Source organism: Helicobacter hepaticus ATCC 51449 (assembly GCF_000007905.1).
GTDB lineage: Bacteria > Campylobacterota > Campylobacteria > Campylobacterales > Helicobacteraceae > Helicobacter_C > Helicobacter_C hepaticus.
The window spans coordinates 1603849-1620878 of record NC_004917.1 but is presented as its reverse complement, the minus strand read 5'-3'; the positions used below and the strand labels follow the sequence as shown (position 1 = coordinate 1620878).

Below are 17030 nucleotides of genomic sequence, written 5' to 3'. Positions count from 1 at the left end.
GTAAGGATTCGCAATGAATGATTTGCAAAATATTGCTCGCATTTTTACAGCTCCACTTGATTTTATCAATAAATATTTTAAAGTAATAGTATTTTTGTTTATTGCATTTCTCATTCTCGCACCTGATATTGATAAAAGCGATTCTGTTTCTCCAAATCTTGCTAAACTTTATCTCACTACGCCAATTTATGAGAGTGAAAGTTTTGCAGCTCAAATTGAAAAAATTACAAAAAATAAAAATATCAAAGGTGTGCTCCTTATCATTGATTCACCCGGTGGCACAGTAGGTGCAAGTATTGAAATTGCTGATATGATAAAATCACTTGCTCAAAAAATGCCTGTAATTGCATATACACAAGGTTCAATGGCAAGCGGCAGTTATTATGCAGGTATGTATGCTAATGAAATTTATGCCAATCGTGGCGCACTTATTGGCTCTATTGGTGTGATTTTTAATGGATTAAACATTAAAGAAATGCTTGATAAAATAGGTATCAAAGAACAAGGCATCAAAGCAGGATCTTATAAAGAAGTGGGCACTTCAATGCGACAATGGAGTGAAGAAGAAAAACTATTTCTTGAAAATCTCTTACAAGAACAATATGAGCTTTTTAGAAAAGATGTAATTAAAGCTCGTGGCTCAAGGCTTAAGGTGGTAGATTATAGAGAATTTGCAGAAGGCAAGGTATTTTCAGCACACAAGGCTTTACAACTTGGCTTAATCGATAAGGTTGGTTCTATGCAAGAAGCTGTTGCTACCTTACAACAACACACAGGCGTAAAAGAGGCTATATGGCTCAAAAAAGATAAATTTGAAGTCTATATGGACAAATTTTTAGATTCGGCAAGCTCAAAGATTCTCTCATTGAGTGCACCTAAACTCAAAACATCTTTATGAATACTTTAAATGCTCCTCACACACAGCGTATTATCCTCATTAGCGCACCTGATAAAAAAGGGCTCATTTATCATATTTCATCAGTGCTCTATGATCTTGGACTCAATATTGAACGCAATGATGAGTATGTTGATAGAGAAAACGAACGTTTTTTTATGCGCACACATATATGTGGTGAGACAGATGATGATCTCCTCAATACTAAACTTCAAACAATCTTACCCCCTGATAGCACCCTTAAAATCCAACCTGTTTGCAAAAAAAATATTATTATTCTTTGCACAAAAGAAAATCATTGCGTTGGTGATTTACTCTTAAAATATGATAGTGGTGAACTTAATGCTCATATTCAAGCAATCATTAGTAATTATGAAACTCTAAAGCCACTTGCAGATAAATTTTATATACCCTTTTTCTATATCCCAGCAGAAAATCAAAGTCGTAAAGCTCACGAAACACAGCTTTTAAAAGTTATCTCTCATTTTGATAGCGCTTATCTTGTGCTCGCCAAATATATGCGGATTCTCACTAGTGATTTTACACAACATTTTGAAAATAAAATTATTAATATTCATCACAGCTTTCTCCCCGCATTTATTGGAGCAAACCCATACAAACAAGCGTATGAACGTGGCGTAAAACTCATCGGTGCGACTGCACATTTTGTCAATGAGAATCTTGACGAGGGACCTATTATCACACAAGATATTATTCATATTAACCATAGTCATTCTTGGCAGGATATGCAAAAAGCGGGACGCGATATTGAAAAAGTTGTTCTCTCTCGCGCTCTCAATCTTGCCCTAGAAGATAGAATCTTTGTCTATGGCAACAAAACTATCATATTTTAAGGAATACAATGTTGATACAACCTGAAACTTTCTCTGTATTGGTTGATGTGCTTCTTGGGATTTTCTATGCACTACAATGGATTACTTATCTCTTTTTTGGTTTAACACCTCCAGCACATACTAATCCCACATTTAAAAGATACTTTTACACCCTGCGACTTGCACTACCCTTGCGTCTTTTAGCATTATTTGCACTTTATAAAATCATTCAAGCGCTTCTCTAATGCCTACTTCTCAACATTCACACAATCCTAAAACACCTAAATCAATAAAACAATTATTTGCAGAACGTAAAAAAGCACTTTTCAAAAAACCTAGAAAAACAAAACCCAAGCCATCAAGATTCGCACGTATTATTGATACATTATATAATGTCATTTTCACATTTACCACTTTTATCTCGTGGAGCATATCGTGGCTACTTTCCTTACTTTTGTGGTATTGGCTCTTCTTTTTGCTTTATAGGGAATTTGGGATCTATCTTATAGACAAGATTCCGCAAAAATGGCTAGAAATTCTTAATAAATTTTTCTAAACTCGCCTTTTGCATACGATTATAGATTCAGCACTTTTTAGATATAATTACACGCATTTAAGCGCAAATAAAGGATTTTTATGCCCAAACGCACCGACATTCATACAATTTTACTTATTGGTTCAGGACCTATTATTATAGGACAGGCTTGTGAATTTGACTATTCAGGCACACAAGCAGTAAAAACACTTAAAAATCTTGGTTATCGCGTAGTGCTTATTAATTCTAATCCAGCTACTATTATGACTGACCCTGATTTTGCAGACCGCACCTATATAGAGCCTATCACAGAAGAAATTATTGCAAATATTATCACTAAAGAAAAAGTTGATGCGATATTACCCACAATGGGAGGACAAACCGCACTTAATGTTGCAATGAAAATGTTTGAAAAAGGTATGCTAGAAAATATAACATTTTTAGGAGCAAATCCAGAGGCAATAAAAAAAGGTGAAGATAGACAAGCTTTTAAGGAAGCAATGTTAAAAATTGGTATGGATTTGCCCAAATCTCGCTATGCTTATACAGAAAAAGAAGCTCTAGAGGCAGCAAAAGAAATTGGATTCCCTCTAATTATCCGTGCAAGCTATACTCTTGCTGGTGGTGGAAGCGGTGTGGCATATAATATTGATGAATTTAAAGTAGTGGCAAAAAATGGTTTAGAGACAAGCCCGATTAATGAAATTTTAATTGAGGAATCCTTACTTGGTTGGAAAGAGTATGAAATGGAAGTCATACGTGATAAAAATGATAACTGCATTATTGTTTGTAGCATTGAGAATCTTGACCCTATGGGCGTTCATACAGGAGATTCTATTACAATTGCTCCAGCCCTTACGCTTACAGATAAAGAATATCAACGAATGCGTGATGCAAGCTTTAAAATTTTACGAGAAATTGGTGTGGATACAGGTGGAAGCAATGTGCAATTTGCTATAAATCCCCAAAATGGCAGAATGACTGTTATTGAAATGAATCCACGTGTATCTCGCTCCTCTGCTCTTGCAAGCAAAGCCACAGGTTATCCTATTGCCAAAGTCGCTACAATGCTTGCAGTTGGATTCTCACTTGATGAGATTAAAAATGACATTACAGGCACACCAGCAAGCTTTGAGCCAAGTATTGATTATATCGTTACAAAAATCCCTCGCTTTACTTTTGAGAAATTTCCAAAAGCAGATTCTACACTCACCACAAGTATGAAATCTATCGGAGAAGTTATGGCGATTGGTGGGACATTTAAAGAATCATTACAAAAAGCATTATGTAGCCTTGAAACAGGTATCTTTGGCTTTAATCATATTTCTACTGATATAGACCTCATCAAAAAAGAAATTCGCCGCCCTAATGCTAACCGACTGCTTTATATTGCAGAAGGTTTTAGAAAAGATATGAACATTGATGAAGTATATGAGTTATGCAAGATTGATAAATGGTTTTTAAATCAAATTTATGAAATTATAGTAGCCGAAAAATATATCAGTGCAGAGATTCTAAACGATAATTCCCTTATGAAACGCATTAAAAGCTATGGCTTTAGCGATAAAATGATTGCTCATTGGCTTAAGGTTAATGAAAATTTAGAACTTAGCGAATCTGAAGTATATCAAGCAAGGGAGCATTTGGGAATTACGCCTCGTTATAATGAAGTAGATACTTGTGCAGCAGAGTTTCCTAGCCTCACACCTTATCTTTACTCAAGTATAGGGAATTTTGAATACATAAATAACTCCAGCTCCTCATTAGATTCTCATCAAAGTAATCCTCGCAAAAAAGTAATGATCATTGGTGGGGGACCAAATCGCATTGGACAAGGCATTGAGTTTGATTATTGCTGTGTGCATTCAAGCTTTGCTTTAGCTGATTTGAATGTGCAAAGCATTATGTATAATTGCAATCCAGAAACCGTAAGTACAGATTATGACACAAGTGATGTGCTTTATTTTGAACCTATAGACTTTGAACACGTAAGAGCAGTAATCAGCAAAGAAAAACCTGATGGCATTATCGTGCATTTAGGAGGACAAACACCGCTCAAACTTGCACATTCTCTTACCAAAATCAATGCCCATATTATTGGCACAAGCGCAAAAGTCATTGATATAGCAGAAGATAGAGAGAAGTTTGCACAATTTGTCAATGATTTAGGATTGAAACAACCTCAAAATGGTATTGCTTTTGAAAAAGAACAAGCTTATTTGGTTGCTCATAAAATTGGTTTTCCTGTATTGGTTCGTCCTAGCTATGTGCTTGGTGGGAGAGCAATGCGCATCGTATATGATGATGATGAGCTTAAAAATTATATGGACGAAGTGATTGCAGTGAGTGATAGTTCGCCTGTGCTTATTGATAAATTCCTTGAATACGCTATTGAGCTTGATGTAGATTGCATCAGTGATGGGAAAAGTGTGTATATTGGTGGGATTATGGAACATATTGAGGAAGCAGGGATTCATAGTGGCGATAGTGCAAGCTCGCTACCATCTATTAATATTAGCAAAATATTAATAGATGAGATTGAACAAACAACGGCAAAAATAGCTCTCAAACTTGGTGTAGTAGGACTTATGAATGTGCAATATGCTATTTATAATGAAAATCTCTATCTTATTGAAGTAAATCCGCGCGCAAGTCGCACTGTTCCATTTGTGAGCAAGGCAACAGGTATCCCTTTGGCAAAAGTTGCTACAAGGGTTATGTGGAATCACTTTGTATATCATACATCGCACAATGCAGATTCTGTACAAAATTCAAGCATACCTACTCAAAATGCACAACAAGACATTCTCTATGAAGCTCTATGCTTTTATGATAAATACAATAAAATTGATTTTACATCTCATATCTTTAAGCCCAAAGCTCTGCATTATGTCTGCCTTAAAGAATCTGTTTTTCCATTTAATAAGCTTGTGGGTGCAGAACTCTCGCTTGGACCAGAGATGAAAAGCACAGGAGAAGTTATGGGGATTGGCAAAAGTTTTGGCTTGAGTTTTGCAAAAAGTCAATTAGCTTGCAAAAATACACTGCCTACACAAGGGGAAATTTTCTTATCGCTTGCAAATATTGACAAAAAAGAAGGCATTATTCTTGCGCGTGGATTTATTGAGCTTGGATTCTCAATTTGTGCGACAGAAGGAACATATCGTATTTTGCGTGAAAATAACATTGAAGCCACGCATATTCTTAAAGTGAGTGAGGGGCGTCCAAATATCATTGATAGTATGACAAATAACCAAATCAGCCTCGCTATCAACACAAGTGACCATCATTCTCACAAAGAAGATACTCATCTTATCCGAACACAAATCATTAAAAACTCTATCCCCTATTTTACTACGCTATCAGCAGCGCGTGTAGCCATTGAAGCCATTAAAGAAATGCAAAATAGCAATATGAATGAAGCTTATGCCTTGCAAGATTATCTACAAAACTAAGTCCTAGCAATGATTTTAATCGCTTCTAAAGTGTGCTCGATCTCTTCAGTTGTATTAAATACCCCAGCACTTAAACGAATGCTTCCTCCACAAGAAAAGCTTCCTATGCTTTTATGAGTAAGTGGTGAGCAATGTAATCCCACGCGTGTGAGAATCCCAAATTCCCTATCAAGTCTCAATCCTACTTTTGAGGGATACATACCCTCAATATTAAAGGCAAGATTCCCAACACACCACTTACTTTCTATCTCATAAATCTTTGCACGCTGGATTGATTTAAGCCCATCATAGAGATATTGGCGCAATTTCATCTTGTGGGTATGGATTTGCTCTATATCCTGCTCCTTTATCCATTCAAGCCCAGCTCTAAGCCCAGCAATCGCACACATATTAGGTGTGCCGCTCTCATATTTATCAGGTAATATGCAAGGTTGTGTGATTTCCTCACTCAATGAGCCACTGCCCCCTTGCATAAAACTCTCTAAAAGTTCCTCATTAAAATGAGGATTTAAACTCATAAACCCAAGCGCACTTGGTGCATATAAGCCCTTATGACAAGAGGCACAAATAATATCTGCACTCGTAGCCTTTAAGGGTAAATAACCCACAGCTTGGGAAGCATCAAGGATAAATATCACTTTATGCTTTATGCAAAGCTTATAAATTTCTTCAATAGGTAATACTGCGCCTGTTATATTATTCGCATATACACATACAAAAGCTTTTGCTCCTTTGAGCTTAGATTCAATATCGCATAAATCAAGCTTACAAGTTTGTGAAGATTGAATAAACTCAAGCGTAATACCATATTTTAGCCTTAAGTTTTCAAGCGGACGCAAAACACTATTATGTTCTAATGTCGTAGTAAGCACCTTATCGCCTTTTTTAAGCAAACCATAAAGTGCACTATTAAGCATAGTTGTAGCATTTGCACCAAATATGATACGCTCCTCATTTGGCTGATGAAGTAGCTCTGCCAAGCCTACACGCGCCTCATAGAGAATCCGCCCAGATTCTATAGAAAGAGAATGCGCACTCCTAGCAGGAGAAGCCCCCACATTACAAAGATAATCTTTCACTGCCTCAATTACACACAATGGCTTAGGAAAGGAAGTAGCGGCATTGTCAAGATAAATCAATGTATTCATATCTCTCATAAGCTTATTGTTATCCAAGAAGCATAATTGCCACATCGCTCCCTATTTGCGCTCCTTGAGTTGCATAAATTTCTTTAACTACACCATCAATAGGAGAAAGCACCTCATTCTCCATTTTCATAGCTTCTACAATGGCTAGAGTATCGCCTTGTTTAACTTTATCGCCTACTTTCACTTTAAGTTTTGTAAGTGTGCCGGGCATCGGAGATTTAGCGTGGCCGGGTGCAGTTGCTTGAGGCAAAGCACCTGCTTTTTGCTCCTTGATAACCTTTCCCCCCAAAGGAGTGGAAATACTCTCAACAAATACCTCCTTAAGCTCCCCATCAACACGTATAAAAAATGGACGCACCTCATCTGTTTTTTCGCCACTCCCCTCAATTTTAATCGCATAGTGCTCTCCATTGACAACAATCTCAAACTCTTTAGGTAATTTATCATCACATTTTTCTTCATATGATTCCAAAGGCTCGGGGTTAAGCGCATTAGCATTGCGCTCTTGCAAAAACGTTTGCGCAATAGTCCCAAACATTGCATAAGATATAACATCTTGCGCACTCTTAGCAAATCCTGCACTTTCTTCTTTTGCTTTTTTAAGTTCAGGAGAGAGTAAATCCGCAGGGCGCACACGAACAATATCTTCACCCTCGCTTAAAACTTTTTTTACTAACATTTCATTTAAAGGTGCTGGTGTGCGACCATATAGCCCCTTAATTACGTTGCGCGTTTCCGTTGTAATAGTCTTATATCGCTCTCCCATAAGCACATTAAGCACTGCTTGAGTGCCAACAATCTGACTTGAAGGTGTTACCAAAGGCACATAACCAAAATCCGCCCGCACATTTGGAATCTCCTGCATTACTTCTTCCATTCTATCAAGAGCATTTTGTTCTTTGAGTTGATTTGCCATATTTGAAATCATACCACCTGGAATCTGATTGACAAGCACACGCGTATCAATTTGATTATATTGAGATTCAAATTTTTTATATTTACGGCGGTTTTTGCGCAAAATCTCTGCTGCTATCTCCATAGAGGCTATATCAAGCTTAGTATCCCATTTTGTCCCTCTAAGTGTAGCGACCATAGATTGTGTGCAAGGGTGGCTTGTGCCTTCACTTAAAGCTGAATTTGCTAAATCTAACACATCAACTCCAGCCTCTACTGCTTTCAAATGTGCTCCAAATGCAAACCCTGCGGTTGAGTGCGTATGTAAACATAGATATACACCTAGCTCTTCTTTGAGTGCTTTTACCAAATCATACGCTGTAAATGGCGTAAGCAAACCCGCCATATCCTTAATTGCAATAGAATCACAACCCATTTCTACAAGCTCTTTTGCATAATCTACAAAGCTTGAAATTGTATGCACAGGAGAAGTTGTATAACAAATTGCACCTTGTGCGTGTTTGCCATATTTTTTCACGCTCTCAATAGAAACTCTAAGATTACGAGCATCATTAAAGGCATCAAAGATTCTAAAAATATCCATACCTGCTTCACTTGAAAGCCTTACAAATTCCTCAACCACATCATCAGCATAATGCCGATAGCCTATAAGATTCTGTCCTCTTAGAAGCATTTGCAATGGCGTTTTTACAAAAACTTTTTTAAACTCATTCAAACGTTCAAAAGGGTCTTCTTTAAGATAGCGTAAGCAAGTATCATAAGTTGCCCCACCCCATACTTCTACGCTATGAAAGCCAATAGAATCAAAAATCTTTGCTGCCTCAAGCAAATCTTGCGTGCGCATACGAGTAGCCAAAAGCGACTGGTGTCCATCTCGCAAACTATTTTCTGTGATTTTTATCATAACCTCACCTTCTATTTGGATTGTTTATTATTATAAATTCTATCGCATTTGGCATTATAAATGACAAAATACAGACTAAGAGAGCACCTCATAGGTTAATATTGTAGCATTTTGTGCGTGCTGTTGCTCACAAAGATGTAAGTTTTCAATTTTTAATCTCACCAATTCATCAAGATGAGAGATTCCTTTTTGTGCTAGAGCACGAGCATAAATACCACGATAAAATTTCGCATAATGGCTTACTTTCTTGCCATTTTTTAAAAATACGATTTGGTAGTATTGCCTCGCACATTCACATTTATAAGCCTTTATATATGCTTCAGCGCGCAAATCTAGCACTTTCTCTCCACATAGAATCTTATCAATTTTAGCTTTTAAATCTTTATAGAGATTTTTTAAGCTAAAAGCTCCTACACCTTTGCCTTGATGAAGGTTGTAGTATGGCAAAGGCTCATCTGCCCTCACTGCACCAAAAAGATTACTAAAAATATACAAATTTTCACGCACATAGCTTTGCGCTTTAAAATCTAAACTTTCAAAATCAAGTGCTTTATACCCCACACCACTATAAAGCTTAATAGCTTCTACTCTTGGAGAAGTAGGTAGATTCTGTGAAAGGGCAAAATCACGCATATCAAGAATCTTGCTCCCAAAAAGTGAAGCTATTTCACTCTCGCTTGCAGTTTGCAAAAATGTTATATACTCACGCACTGCTTGAGAATCTAGTATGTGAGATAATGCATTATGCGAAGTCTTTGTTGTATTTTGAGGCTTATTTTTGCCTTCACTTGGACTAAAGAGGATTTTCATACTCATTTTTTATTTTAATCCAAACAAATACGCATAAGGCGAGGAGGGATTGACAAAAGATTTTAAGTCATTATATGGAATATGAAATTCTATTTCTCCATAAACATAAGGAGCAATCTCATAAATATGCCATACAAATTTTATGCCTTGAGATGTAGCAAAAAAAGTCTGTGGCAATTCTTTCAGCGGCAAAGTCTGCTCAAAAAGTTTCTCTTTATATTCTGGCGTCTCTAGTTTTTGAGTAAGCATTTGCAAAAGTGTATTTTTATTTTTCTCATCTAAAAGAAACAAATCCTCTAATTTGCTTGATAATCTTTCGCCATTTTGCAAAGAATAGCTTTCCATTGTTGTGCTATGAACCCCGTGTGCTCCTCCCTCATACACATAAGAAAATTTCTGTAATGATACAATATGTGAATCTATAAATTCTACACTATACATTTTTGCATATTCTGCATTAAATTGCTCTTTTTCTTGGCTATATGCCTTAAAATCCTGCTTTGCTAGATATTGAAGCTGCTTTTGTAGCTCCGACACATCTTTTGCCCCATCTGCAAGTTGCGCGTTAAGCTTTTCTACGATATGAGATTCAAGTTTGGGATTATATGAGGGCAAAATGATAGGTTTTTTGTAAGTAGATTCAAATAAAACAACTTCCTTATCTGCTTTTTTAATGGAATGTGCATAATGTCCTTGTGCGAAAGTTACCTCATTTAAAGGTAATGTATCATCTTGAATAAAGCTAAATTTCTCTCCTTTAAAATAACTTTTTTGATGCCAAAATAGCCTATCGCCGCGAGGGTTATCATTTTCCCATACACCACTTACCTTTAAAAATCCTTTTTCATCTTTACTAAAAGTAATCTTTTGAGCATCAAGTGATGACATAAAATGTTCATTGTCTCCCATTGCTTCATTCCACACATTTGGCAAAGCAATAGCAATCATTAAAGGAAAATCTTTGCTATTTTGCTTTAAATAAACTACTCTTCCTTTTTCAGGGTCATTTTGTATATTCTCTATGCTAGATTCTATATCTATATCACGCTTTTTATCCTCCCATATAGATAAATACCCTACTTGCTCCTTATCGCCTACCTTGCCTTTAAGCACATAAAAAGCCGTGCTATTTTCTTGCAGTCCTAGTAACTCCCGCACAGATGCAGAATCTCGTGCAATATCTTGCCCTTGAGCCTTGCTCTCTTGCGTTTGTTCTTGAGTAGATTGCTTCTTTTGAGAATCTTTAGAATCTCCACAGCCTATTAAACAAAAACCTAAATAAATCCCCAAAACAATATATATTAGACTTGAAAACCTCATAATACCCTCCTTCGCCTTAAAAGAACTACCAACCACGCGAAACAATATGACAACTCATACAGCCTCTTAAAATCCGTCCGTATGCGCCAGCACTTTCAATAAATTCATCACGTTTTAAAAATTGCTCCATTGCTTCAATGTTCTCTTGATTTCTATTTAAAACGCCTGTTACAACATTTATGTCTCTGCGCCTTTGCGGACCAAGATAAGTATTTGGGTCAATGTGTAGTAATTTCTTGTTGAGTGCCTTAAAATCTTTAAGTCCCTCATTAATTAATTCTTTTCTATTATACAAAAATCCTCTTTCCATTCTGTCCATTGCCCATTCCATATCCTGCATAATTTGTGTAAGTTGATGATTCTGTGCGAAAACACCACATACACACAAACTTATAAATAATAAAACCCTCATTTTGCCTCCTCAAATAGTTTTGAACCAATCCGCACAAGATTTGCCCCATAAGCAATCGCTATTTCAAAATCCCCGCTCATACCCATAGAAAGAATCTTCGCACCACTTCCTTTAAGAGAATCAAACACATCACGAGTTAATCTAAAACTACGTTCTATAAGTGCTCTATCATCGCTATGTGCGCCAATACTCATTATGCCCTCAAGCTTGATATTTGGGCAAGTAGCACAAATGTGCTCATATATTTCTTTAGCAGATTCTACGCTCACACCGCTTTTACTCTCTTCATTTGCAGCATTCACTTGAAGCAGTGCGCGAATCTTCTGCTCTCCTAATCGCTTTTGCAAAGCAAGGGCGAGTTTTATAGAATCTAGGCTATGCAAAAGTGTAGGATTCAAAGAAAGAAGCGTATTAATTTTATTTTCCTGCAAATTCCCAATAAAATGCCACTCCAAAGGCAAATCATCTAAAGATTCAATTTTTGCGCGTAAATCCTGCACTTTATTCTCACCAAACGCCCTTTGTCCGCATTCATAAAGAGCGCGTATTTGCTCCGTGCTTTGATACTTGCTTACGGCAACAAGTGAGATGATTTGATGAGGACTATAAGCGAGTCTAGCCCTTTCGATTCTACGCAAAATGCGTTCAAGATTTAAAGCTAACATATTCTTTCCTTATGACAATAAACGGAAAATATCATTATACAATCCTAAAAACATTAAAGCCAAAAGTATTGCCCAACCACACAATGTAAGATAATACGCAACATTTTCACTCGGTGGCTTCCTCATAATAATTTCATAACAATTAAATATAATATGTCCTCCATCTAGTGCGGGGATTGGCAGGAGATTAAGAATCCCTAGATTCACTGAAATAAGAGCAGTAAGCCAAAAAAGTATTACCCAACCCTCTTGGGAAGCTGAACCTATTACAGACACTATACTCACAACACCACCCACTTCACTACTTGGCACAACACCACTTAGAAGCTTTACAATTCCTTGAGCAATAAGCGTACTTGCCTTAAGCGTTTCCTCAAAACCATACCTTATGCTCTCCCAGCCACGATAGCTCACTTTACCTACAGCATTAGCACTTGCTATACCAATTACACGCCGAGTAATGTCTTCACCAAAAATATTTTTTGCTTCTTTTTCTATCGGAGTGAGATGAAAGTTAAAAATTTGTGAAGGATCTCGCTCAATGCTTATAAGTAATTCTCCACTTGAAGAAAGAATTATAGAATCTAACTCCTCCCAAGTTTTAATCTCTTCATCATTTATACTTAAGATTCTATCCCCTGCTTTGATACCAGCTAAGTAGGCAGGGTAGTTTTCTTTGACTTCTCCCACCACGGGTAATAAACTTAATTTTCCACCTATACCTACCGCTATATAGAGAAAAAAAGCAAGGAGTAGGTTAAATAATGGTCCTGCCAACAAAATAGCTATACGTTGCATTGGGGATTTACTAAGATATGAATCTACCTCATAATTGCGTGCTTTTGGATTACTATCATCTTGTCCTTTTAATTTGACATAACCACCAAGGGGAATAAGCGAAAGAGCGTATTGTGTTTGCCCTATTTGCACACTTGCAATTTTTTTGCCAAAGCCTATACTAAATACTTCTACTCTCACACCGCATAGACGAGCCACAAAAAAATGTCCTAATTCGTGAAAAAATACCAAAAAAGATAAGATGATAAGGGCAATAAAAATACTCATACGCTCAAACTTTTAACATATTTTAGAGTATAGTCCGCCCCAGAATAAAGAGTAAGCGCTACTGCAATCCATAGTAATATCTCACCGCCGGGGAAAAAATCTGCCAATAAAAATGCGATTGCAGTAATTTGTGCACCTGTTTTATATTTGCCACTTCTACTTGCTGCCACACTTGCCCCACTTCCTGCCACCATTACGCGCAATCCAGTAATAAAAAATTCTCGCGATAAAATCAAAAATACCGCCCAAGGAGATGCCCTATCTAAAATCAAAAGTGCGATAAAAGCAGATAGAATCAACATTTTATCTGCTAATGGGTCAAATACTTCCCCGAATCGTGAATGCACACAATATTCACGCGCAATATAACCATCAAAAAAATCTGTGATCGAAGCTATACAAAAAATAAAGCAAGTGAGGTAATTTACCCAACTCTTATCAATATAATCAGGAAATACTGCATCATAATGTAATGCCACAAAAAGCAATAAAACTGCTAAAAATATCCGTGAAATACTTAAAAAATTAGGTAAATGCTTCACTATTGTTCCTTATAAATAATGCCTATATAAATTGAAAATTAAAGTAGATTCTACAATGGATTATTTAACTTAACACAAAAGTATCAAAAGTTATACTAGTTTTTGCTACAATCACGCACGATATTTATTATAAGGAGGCAGGAGATGATTAATATTTTTATAAGACGTGGAGGACTTATTGTGCGAGAGAGCTTGTATTCAAGTGATGAGCAAATTAAAGTTTTCCACGAAGAAGATAAGATTTTATGGATTGATTTGTTTCGCCCCTCAAGCGATGAGGTAAATTATATTTCACAAACTTATCATCTTGAAGTGCCCACCAAAGAAGAAAGAGAAGAGATTGAGCAATCAGCTAGATATTGGGAAGATAGCGGGAGTATTACGATAAATACTTACTTTCTCGTGCGTTCTTTAGAATCTGAACTCCATAATGAAACAATTACTTTCTTACTTCGTAAAAATATCCTTTTTACAATCCGATACAGCGAGTTTCGTGTCTTTGATGAGATTCAACAAATTGTTCTCGCTACACCAAAAGTGTTTGAAGATGGATTTGACCTCATTGGCAAAATCTTTGAAATACGCGTAGAAAAAGATGCAGATTTACTTGAGAGTGCAGCAAAAAACACTCGTGCATTGCGTAAAAGAGTATTTAACTCTCAAGTAATCAACTATGATGAAATGCTAGAAGAACTTTCGTCTTTACAAGAATTAAATATGAGCGTGCGAGATTCTCTTTTTGATAAAAGAAGAGCCATCACCGCTGTGCTTAAAAGCGACAAAGCAGATGCTGATGTGAAAAAAAATATTACCATTGTTCTAAAAGACTTAAATTCACTTGTTGAATTTACAGCCGTGAATATGCACGCGTTGGACAATATTCAAACGATTCTAACAAACCAAATTAATATTGAACAAAACAAAACCATTAAACTATTCACGGTTGTAACCGTAGCAATGATGCCCCCAACTCTTATTGGCACAATTTATGGTATGAACTTTGATAATATGCCCGAATTACATTGGGATTTCTCTTACCCTGTGGCACTTGTGATTATGATTCTCTCTACAATTTTCCCTATCATTTATTTTAAGAAAAAAGGTTGGATTTGATGGATTTTTCTTGGATAGGAGATTTTAATGCGTGGGTGGCACTTGCTACACTTGTATTTTTAGAAATCGTGCTTGGCATTGATAATCTTATTTTTTTATCCATTATTATTTCACGCCTTGAAGAATCTCAACGCGATAAGGCTCGTATTTTTGGCTTAATGCTTGCTATGCTCTCTCGCATTGCACTTTTAATCTCACTTTTTTGGGTAACAAAGCTTACAAAACCACTTTTTTACATTTTGGATTTAGCAGTAAGTGGGCGAGATATTGTGTTGTTTTTGGGAGGATTATTCTTGATTTATAAAGCTACAAGCGAGATTCACGAAATGACGCAAGCACGAGAAGAGCACACTCCTGCCCCAAAATATACAAATTTTAACTTAGTGTTGCTCCAAATTATGGTGCTTGATATTGTATTTTCACTTGATTCTGTTATCACTGCTGTGGGTATGGTAGATATTTTATCTGTAATGATTATTGCCATTGTTGTAAGTGTATTTGTTATGCTTTTTGCTTCTAAGGGTATTTCACATTTTATAGAATCTAATCCAAGCATTAAGATTCTAGCGCTTGCATTCTTAATTTTGGTAGGCATAACACTTGTAGCTGATAGTTTGCATTTCCATATACCTAGAGAGTATGTTTATTTTGCTATTATCTTTTCTTTAAGCGTGGAAATTATTAATATTTACTTTATCAAATCACGCAAATAAATAGTAAAAGTATCATAGGAATGTAGCATTTATAACAATTACCTAAGGATAAATAGAACTTCTCCTTAGGTTTTAAATTTTAGGATTATAGTTCTTGATGTCTAAAAACTATAAATATAGCGCACTCCAATATTGTAATTACGAGAAGCTGTAAGTTTTACTTGAGTGCCTGCCACATTTCCATCAAATAATGTCATAGCAACTAAAGGCACTCTAACTATGGCTTCTAAACTATGTTTAGTATCTACCACACTACGCAAACCAAGATTTAAACTCACATCAAGCCCTGTTTTTTTAAGGTTTATACCAGCTGCTTGTATATCGCTAAAATCCTTATTGTCAATCGTATTGCTGCCTACGCCCACACCTACAAATGCGCCAAAGTTTGCACTCTCACTCGTGATAAAATTAAAAAGAGCATCAACATTCACACCATAATTCATTAAGGTTGTCTTGCCCGGATTCTCATCATTAAAATTTGCATAAGTGAAGTTTGCATAATAGCGCAATCCAACATCAGAAGTAAAAAATTGCTTATAACCAGCAATAATTTCATAACTTGCCCCAGCCCCTACTGCTTTATCTTTTGCTCCATTTTCTACATATTCTCTTTCCCCTGCGCCGTGCCCTATACCCACACCAAAAAATGCACCACTTTCTTCACCTACTAGCGCAGAACTTGATAACACTAAAGCCACGACAGAGCTAACTAACAATTTTTTAGTTTTCATTGAAACCACCTTTAAAGAATTGATTTTGCATTTATAATGCGTGTCAATTCTACCCCCCCCCCCCCCCCCCCGATTTTTGCTTAAAAAGCAAAAAAATAAGGTTGTATTTAAACTTTAATATGCAAAAATGTAACAATAAATTAAAGCAGGTGCAAAGATAAATATCTACCTTACCAAATTGCATAAAAAATCTCATTAATGCTCTAAGGGTGTAATGGTTTTAATCCTTTGAGCGTAAGAACTATCTTACTCATTACACTTCCTCCGCGCACCATACCGCTCTCATAGTTATATACCTTAAGCCCACCATTAAGTGCATTTTGACGAATACTTGCGCTTTGGGAATAAGTTGTAATAATGCCTTGTGGGTGCAAAAGAGAAGCAAGGAGTGAAAAATACTCTGTATTCCATAAAGTTGGATTCTTCTTTGGACTAAAGGCGTCCTGATAGATAATATCAAATGTATCCTTTGGTAAAAGCTTGCAAGCTTCAATCGCATCACCTTTATAAATATAAAGCTCAAAGGTTACACTTTGAGCCAATATACCGCTGTGCATTATCATTTTTTTATCTTGCGCAGAGGCAAAAAAATACATAATCTCATTAATATTTTCTATATACTCGCTCATATAAGGAGGATATGCCCATTTGTGTAATGCGTTAAATATATTTTTATCTTGTTCGGGAGAATAGATATGCACTTTACCACAATAACCCTTTTGGACAAGTGTGCTTAAAAGTGCAAAAGTGTTGTATCCTAACCCAAAACATATATCAAGTGCATAAATTTCGCTTGGTAAGCCTCCATAGACAGATTCTAAATGCGCTAAAGAAGGGTATATGTGCTTATAGAGTGTCTCACTTAATGCGCCATCTTTTAAGCTATGATAGCATTCATCAAAAACTTCATTATATGCGCTCAAACTTCCGTCATTACTCTGTCTTATCCAACTTTTGCCCTTTTGCTCCACGCT

The 17030-nt window shown here is 36.3% G+C and carries 17 protein-coding genes; 7 read left to right on the top strand and 10 right to left on the bottom strand.

Going from position 1 to position 17030, the window contains the following annotated elements; all coding sequences use genetic code 11:
• Positions 1 to 13: 13 nt before the first annotated feature.
• The 5 genes from sppA (at position 14) to carB (ending at position 5718) form a co-directional block, all read left to right on the top strand.
• A complete protein-coding gene (sppA, locus tag HH_RS08180; RefSeq protein WP_011116531.1) occupies positions 14 to 898 on the top strand; it encodes a signal peptide peptidase SppA in 885 nt (294 codons plus the stop codon).
• Positions 895 to 1749 (top strand): formyltetrahydrofolate deformylase, encoded by an 855-nt coding sequence (purU, locus tag HH_RS08175; RefSeq protein WP_011116530.1) that lies wholly within the window; start codon positions 895 to 897, stop codon positions 1747 to 1749. Before sppA ends, purU begins: the two co-directional genes overlap by 4 nt.
• Before the next feature lie 8 nt (positions 1750 to 1757).
• Positions 1758 to 1973 carry a hypothetical protein gene (locus tag HH_RS08170; protein ID WP_011116529.1) on the top strand — a complete coding sequence of 72 codons (216 nt, stop codon included), beginning with the start codon at positions 1758 to 1760 and terminating at the stop codon, positions 1971 to 1973.
• On the top strand, positions 1973 to 2284 hold the full coding sequence (locus HH_RS08165; protein WP_034326010.1) for a hypothetical protein: 312 nt from the start codon (positions 1973 to 1975) through the stop codon (positions 2282 to 2284). The genes HH_RS08170 and HH_RS08165 overlap by 1 nt, the downstream gene beginning before the upstream one ends.
• An 80-nt stretch (positions 2285 to 2364) precedes the next feature.
• Complete coding sequence (gene carB / locus HH_RS08160) at positions 2365 to 5718, top strand: carbamoyl-phosphate synthase large subunit (RefSeq protein WP_011116527.1); 3354 nt, start codon at positions 2365 to 2367, stop codon at positions 5716 to 5718.
• On the opposite strand, the gene HH_RS08155 is transcribed toward carB, so the two are convergent.
• From HH_RS08155 to pgsA, 8 genes are all read right to left on the bottom strand, one after another.
• The gene (locus HH_RS08155; RefSeq protein ID WP_158295436.1) at positions 5715 to 6866 is read right to left on the bottom strand and encodes an aminotransferase class V-fold PLP-dependent enzyme; all 1152 of its coding nucleotides are present in this window, start codon (positions 6864 to 6866) and stop codon (positions 5715 to 5717) included. The two genes, carB and HH_RS08155, sit on opposite strands and share 4 nt — an antisense overlap.
• 19 nt (positions 6867 to 6885) lie before the next feature.
• On the bottom strand, positions 6886 to 8685 hold the full coding sequence (gene oadA, locus HH_RS08150) for a sodium-extruding oxaloacetate decarboxylase subunit alpha (RefSeq protein ID WP_011116525.1): 1800 nt from the start codon (positions 8683 to 8685) through the stop codon (positions 6886 to 6888).
• A gap of 75 nt (positions 8686 to 8760) precedes the next feature.
• Entirely contained in the window at positions 8761 to 9495 is a 735-nt protein-coding gene (locus HH_RS08145; protein ID WP_011116524.1) for a YaaA family protein, read from the bottom strand.
• 9 nt (positions 9496 to 9504) lie between these two features.
• Complete coding sequence (locus tag HH_RS08140) at positions 9505 to 10815, bottom strand: DUF3298 and DUF4163 domain-containing protein (RefSeq protein ID WP_011116523.1); 1311 nt, start codon at positions 10813 to 10815, stop codon at positions 9505 to 9507.
• A gap of 25 nt (positions 10816 to 10840) precedes the next feature.
• Positions 10841 to 11227 (bottom strand): hypothetical protein, encoded by a 387-nt coding sequence (locus HH_RS08135; RefSeq protein WP_011116522.1) that lies wholly within the window; start codon positions 11225 to 11227, stop codon positions 10841 to 10843.
• Positions 11224 to 11892, bottom strand: coding sequence for a YggS family pyridoxal phosphate-dependent enzyme (locus HH_RS08130; RefSeq protein ID WP_011116521.1), 669 nt, complete (start codon positions 11890 to 11892; stop codon positions 11224 to 11226). Before HH_RS08130 ends, HH_RS08135 begins: the two co-directional genes overlap by 4 nt.
• A 9-nt stretch (positions 11893 to 11901) precedes the next feature.
• A complete protein-coding gene (rseP, locus tag HH_RS08125; protein ID WP_011116520.1) occupies positions 11902 to 12957 on the bottom strand; it encodes an RIP metalloprotease RseP in 1056 nt (351 codons plus the stop codon).
• A complete protein-coding gene (gene pgsA, locus HH_RS08120; RefSeq protein WP_011116519.1) occupies positions 12954 to 13499 on the bottom strand; it encodes a CDP-diacylglycerol--glycerol-3-phosphate 3-phosphatidyltransferase in 546 nt (181 codons plus the stop codon). The genes rseP and pgsA overlap by 4 nt, the downstream gene beginning before the upstream one ends.
• A gap of 144 nt (positions 13500 to 13643) precedes the next feature.
• Here pgsA and corA point away from each other — a divergent pair, with 144 nt between their 5' ends.
• A complete protein-coding gene (gene corA, locus HH_RS08115) occupies positions 13644 to 14612 on the top strand; it encodes a magnesium/cobalt transporter CorA (protein ID WP_011116518.1) in 969 nt (322 codons plus the stop codon).
• A complete protein-coding gene (locus tag HH_RS08110) occupies positions 14612 to 15325 on the top strand; it encodes a TerC family protein (RefSeq protein WP_041309147.1) in 714 nt (237 codons plus the stop codon). Before corA ends, HH_RS08110 begins: the two co-directional genes overlap by 1 nt.
• 101 nt (positions 15326 to 15426) lie before the next feature.
• On the opposite strand, the gene HH_RS08105 is transcribed toward HH_RS08110, so the two are convergent.
• A complete protein-coding gene (locus HH_RS08105) occupies positions 15427 to 16056 on the bottom strand; it encodes an outer membrane beta-barrel protein (RefSeq protein WP_011116516.1) in 630 nt (209 codons plus the stop codon).
• Between the two features lie 203 nt (positions 16057 to 16259).
• Complete coding sequence (locus tag HH_RS08100) at positions 16260 to 17027, bottom strand: tRNA (5-methylaminomethyl-2-thiouridine)(34)-methyltransferase MnmD (RefSeq protein ID WP_011116514.1); 768 nt, start codon at positions 17025 to 17027, stop codon at positions 16260 to 16262.
• Positions 17028 to 17030: the final 3 nt, after the last annotated feature.

What these genes read in the sequence shown, in the direction of transcription:
- carB (WP_011116527.1), top strand. Translation starts at nt 2,365, where the DNA reads ATGCCCAAACGCACCGACATTCATACAATTTTACTTATTGGTTCAGGA.
- HH_RS08170 (WP_011116529.1), top strand. Translation starts at nt 1,758, where the DNA reads ATGTTGATACAACCTGAAACTTTCTCTGTATTGGTTGATGTGCTTCTT.
- HH_RS08130 (WP_011116521.1), bottom strand. Translation starts at nt 11,892, where the DNA reads ATGTTAGCTTTAAATCTTGAACGCATTTTGCGTAGAATCGAAAGGGCT.
- oadA (WP_011116525.1), bottom strand. Translation starts at nt 8,685, where the DNA reads ATGATAAAAATCACAGAAAATAGTTTGCGAGATGGACACCAGTCGCTT.
- rseP (WP_011116520.1), bottom strand. Translation starts at nt 12,957, where the DNA reads ATGAGTATTTTTATTGCCCTTATCATCTTATCTTTTTTGGTATTTTTT.
- HH_RS08140 (WP_011116523.1), bottom strand. Translation starts at nt 10,815, where the DNA reads ATGAGGTTTTCAAGTCTAATATATATTGTTTTGGGGATTTATTTAGGT.
- HH_RS08105 (WP_011116516.1), bottom strand. Translation starts at nt 16,056, where the DNA reads ATGAAAACTAAAAAATTGTTAGTTAGCTCTGTCGTGGCTTTAGTGTTA.
- sppA (WP_011116531.1), top strand. Translation starts at nt 14, where the DNA reads ATGAATGATTTGCAAAATATTGCTCGCATTTTTACAGCTCCACTTGAT.
- HH_RS08110 (WP_041309147.1), top strand. Translation starts at nt 14,612, where the DNA reads ATGGATTTTTCTTGGATAGGAGATTTTAATGCGTGGGTGGCACTTGCT.
- HH_RS08155 (WP_158295436.1), bottom strand. Translation starts at nt 6,866, where the DNA reads ATGAATACATTGATTTATCTTGACAATGCCGCTACTTCCTTTCCTAAG.
- HH_RS08165 (WP_034326010.1), top strand. Translation starts at nt 1,973, where the DNA reads ATGCCTACTTCTCAACATTCACACAATCCTAAAACACCTAAATCAATA.
- purU (WP_011116530.1), top strand. Translation starts at nt 895, where the DNA reads ATGAATACTTTAAATGCTCCTCACACACAGCGTATTATCCTCATTAGC.
- corA (WP_011116518.1), top strand. Translation starts at nt 13,644, where the DNA reads ATGATTAATATTTTTATAAGACGTGGAGGACTTATTGTGCGAGAGAGC.
- HH_RS08145 (WP_011116524.1), bottom strand. Translation starts at nt 9,495, where the DNA reads ATGAAAATCCTCTTTAGTCCAAGTGAAGGCAAAAATAAGCCTCAAAAT.
- HH_RS08135 (WP_011116522.1), bottom strand. Translation starts at nt 11,227, where the DNA reads ATGAGGGTTTTATTATTTATAAGTTTGTGTGTATGTGGTGTTTTCGCA.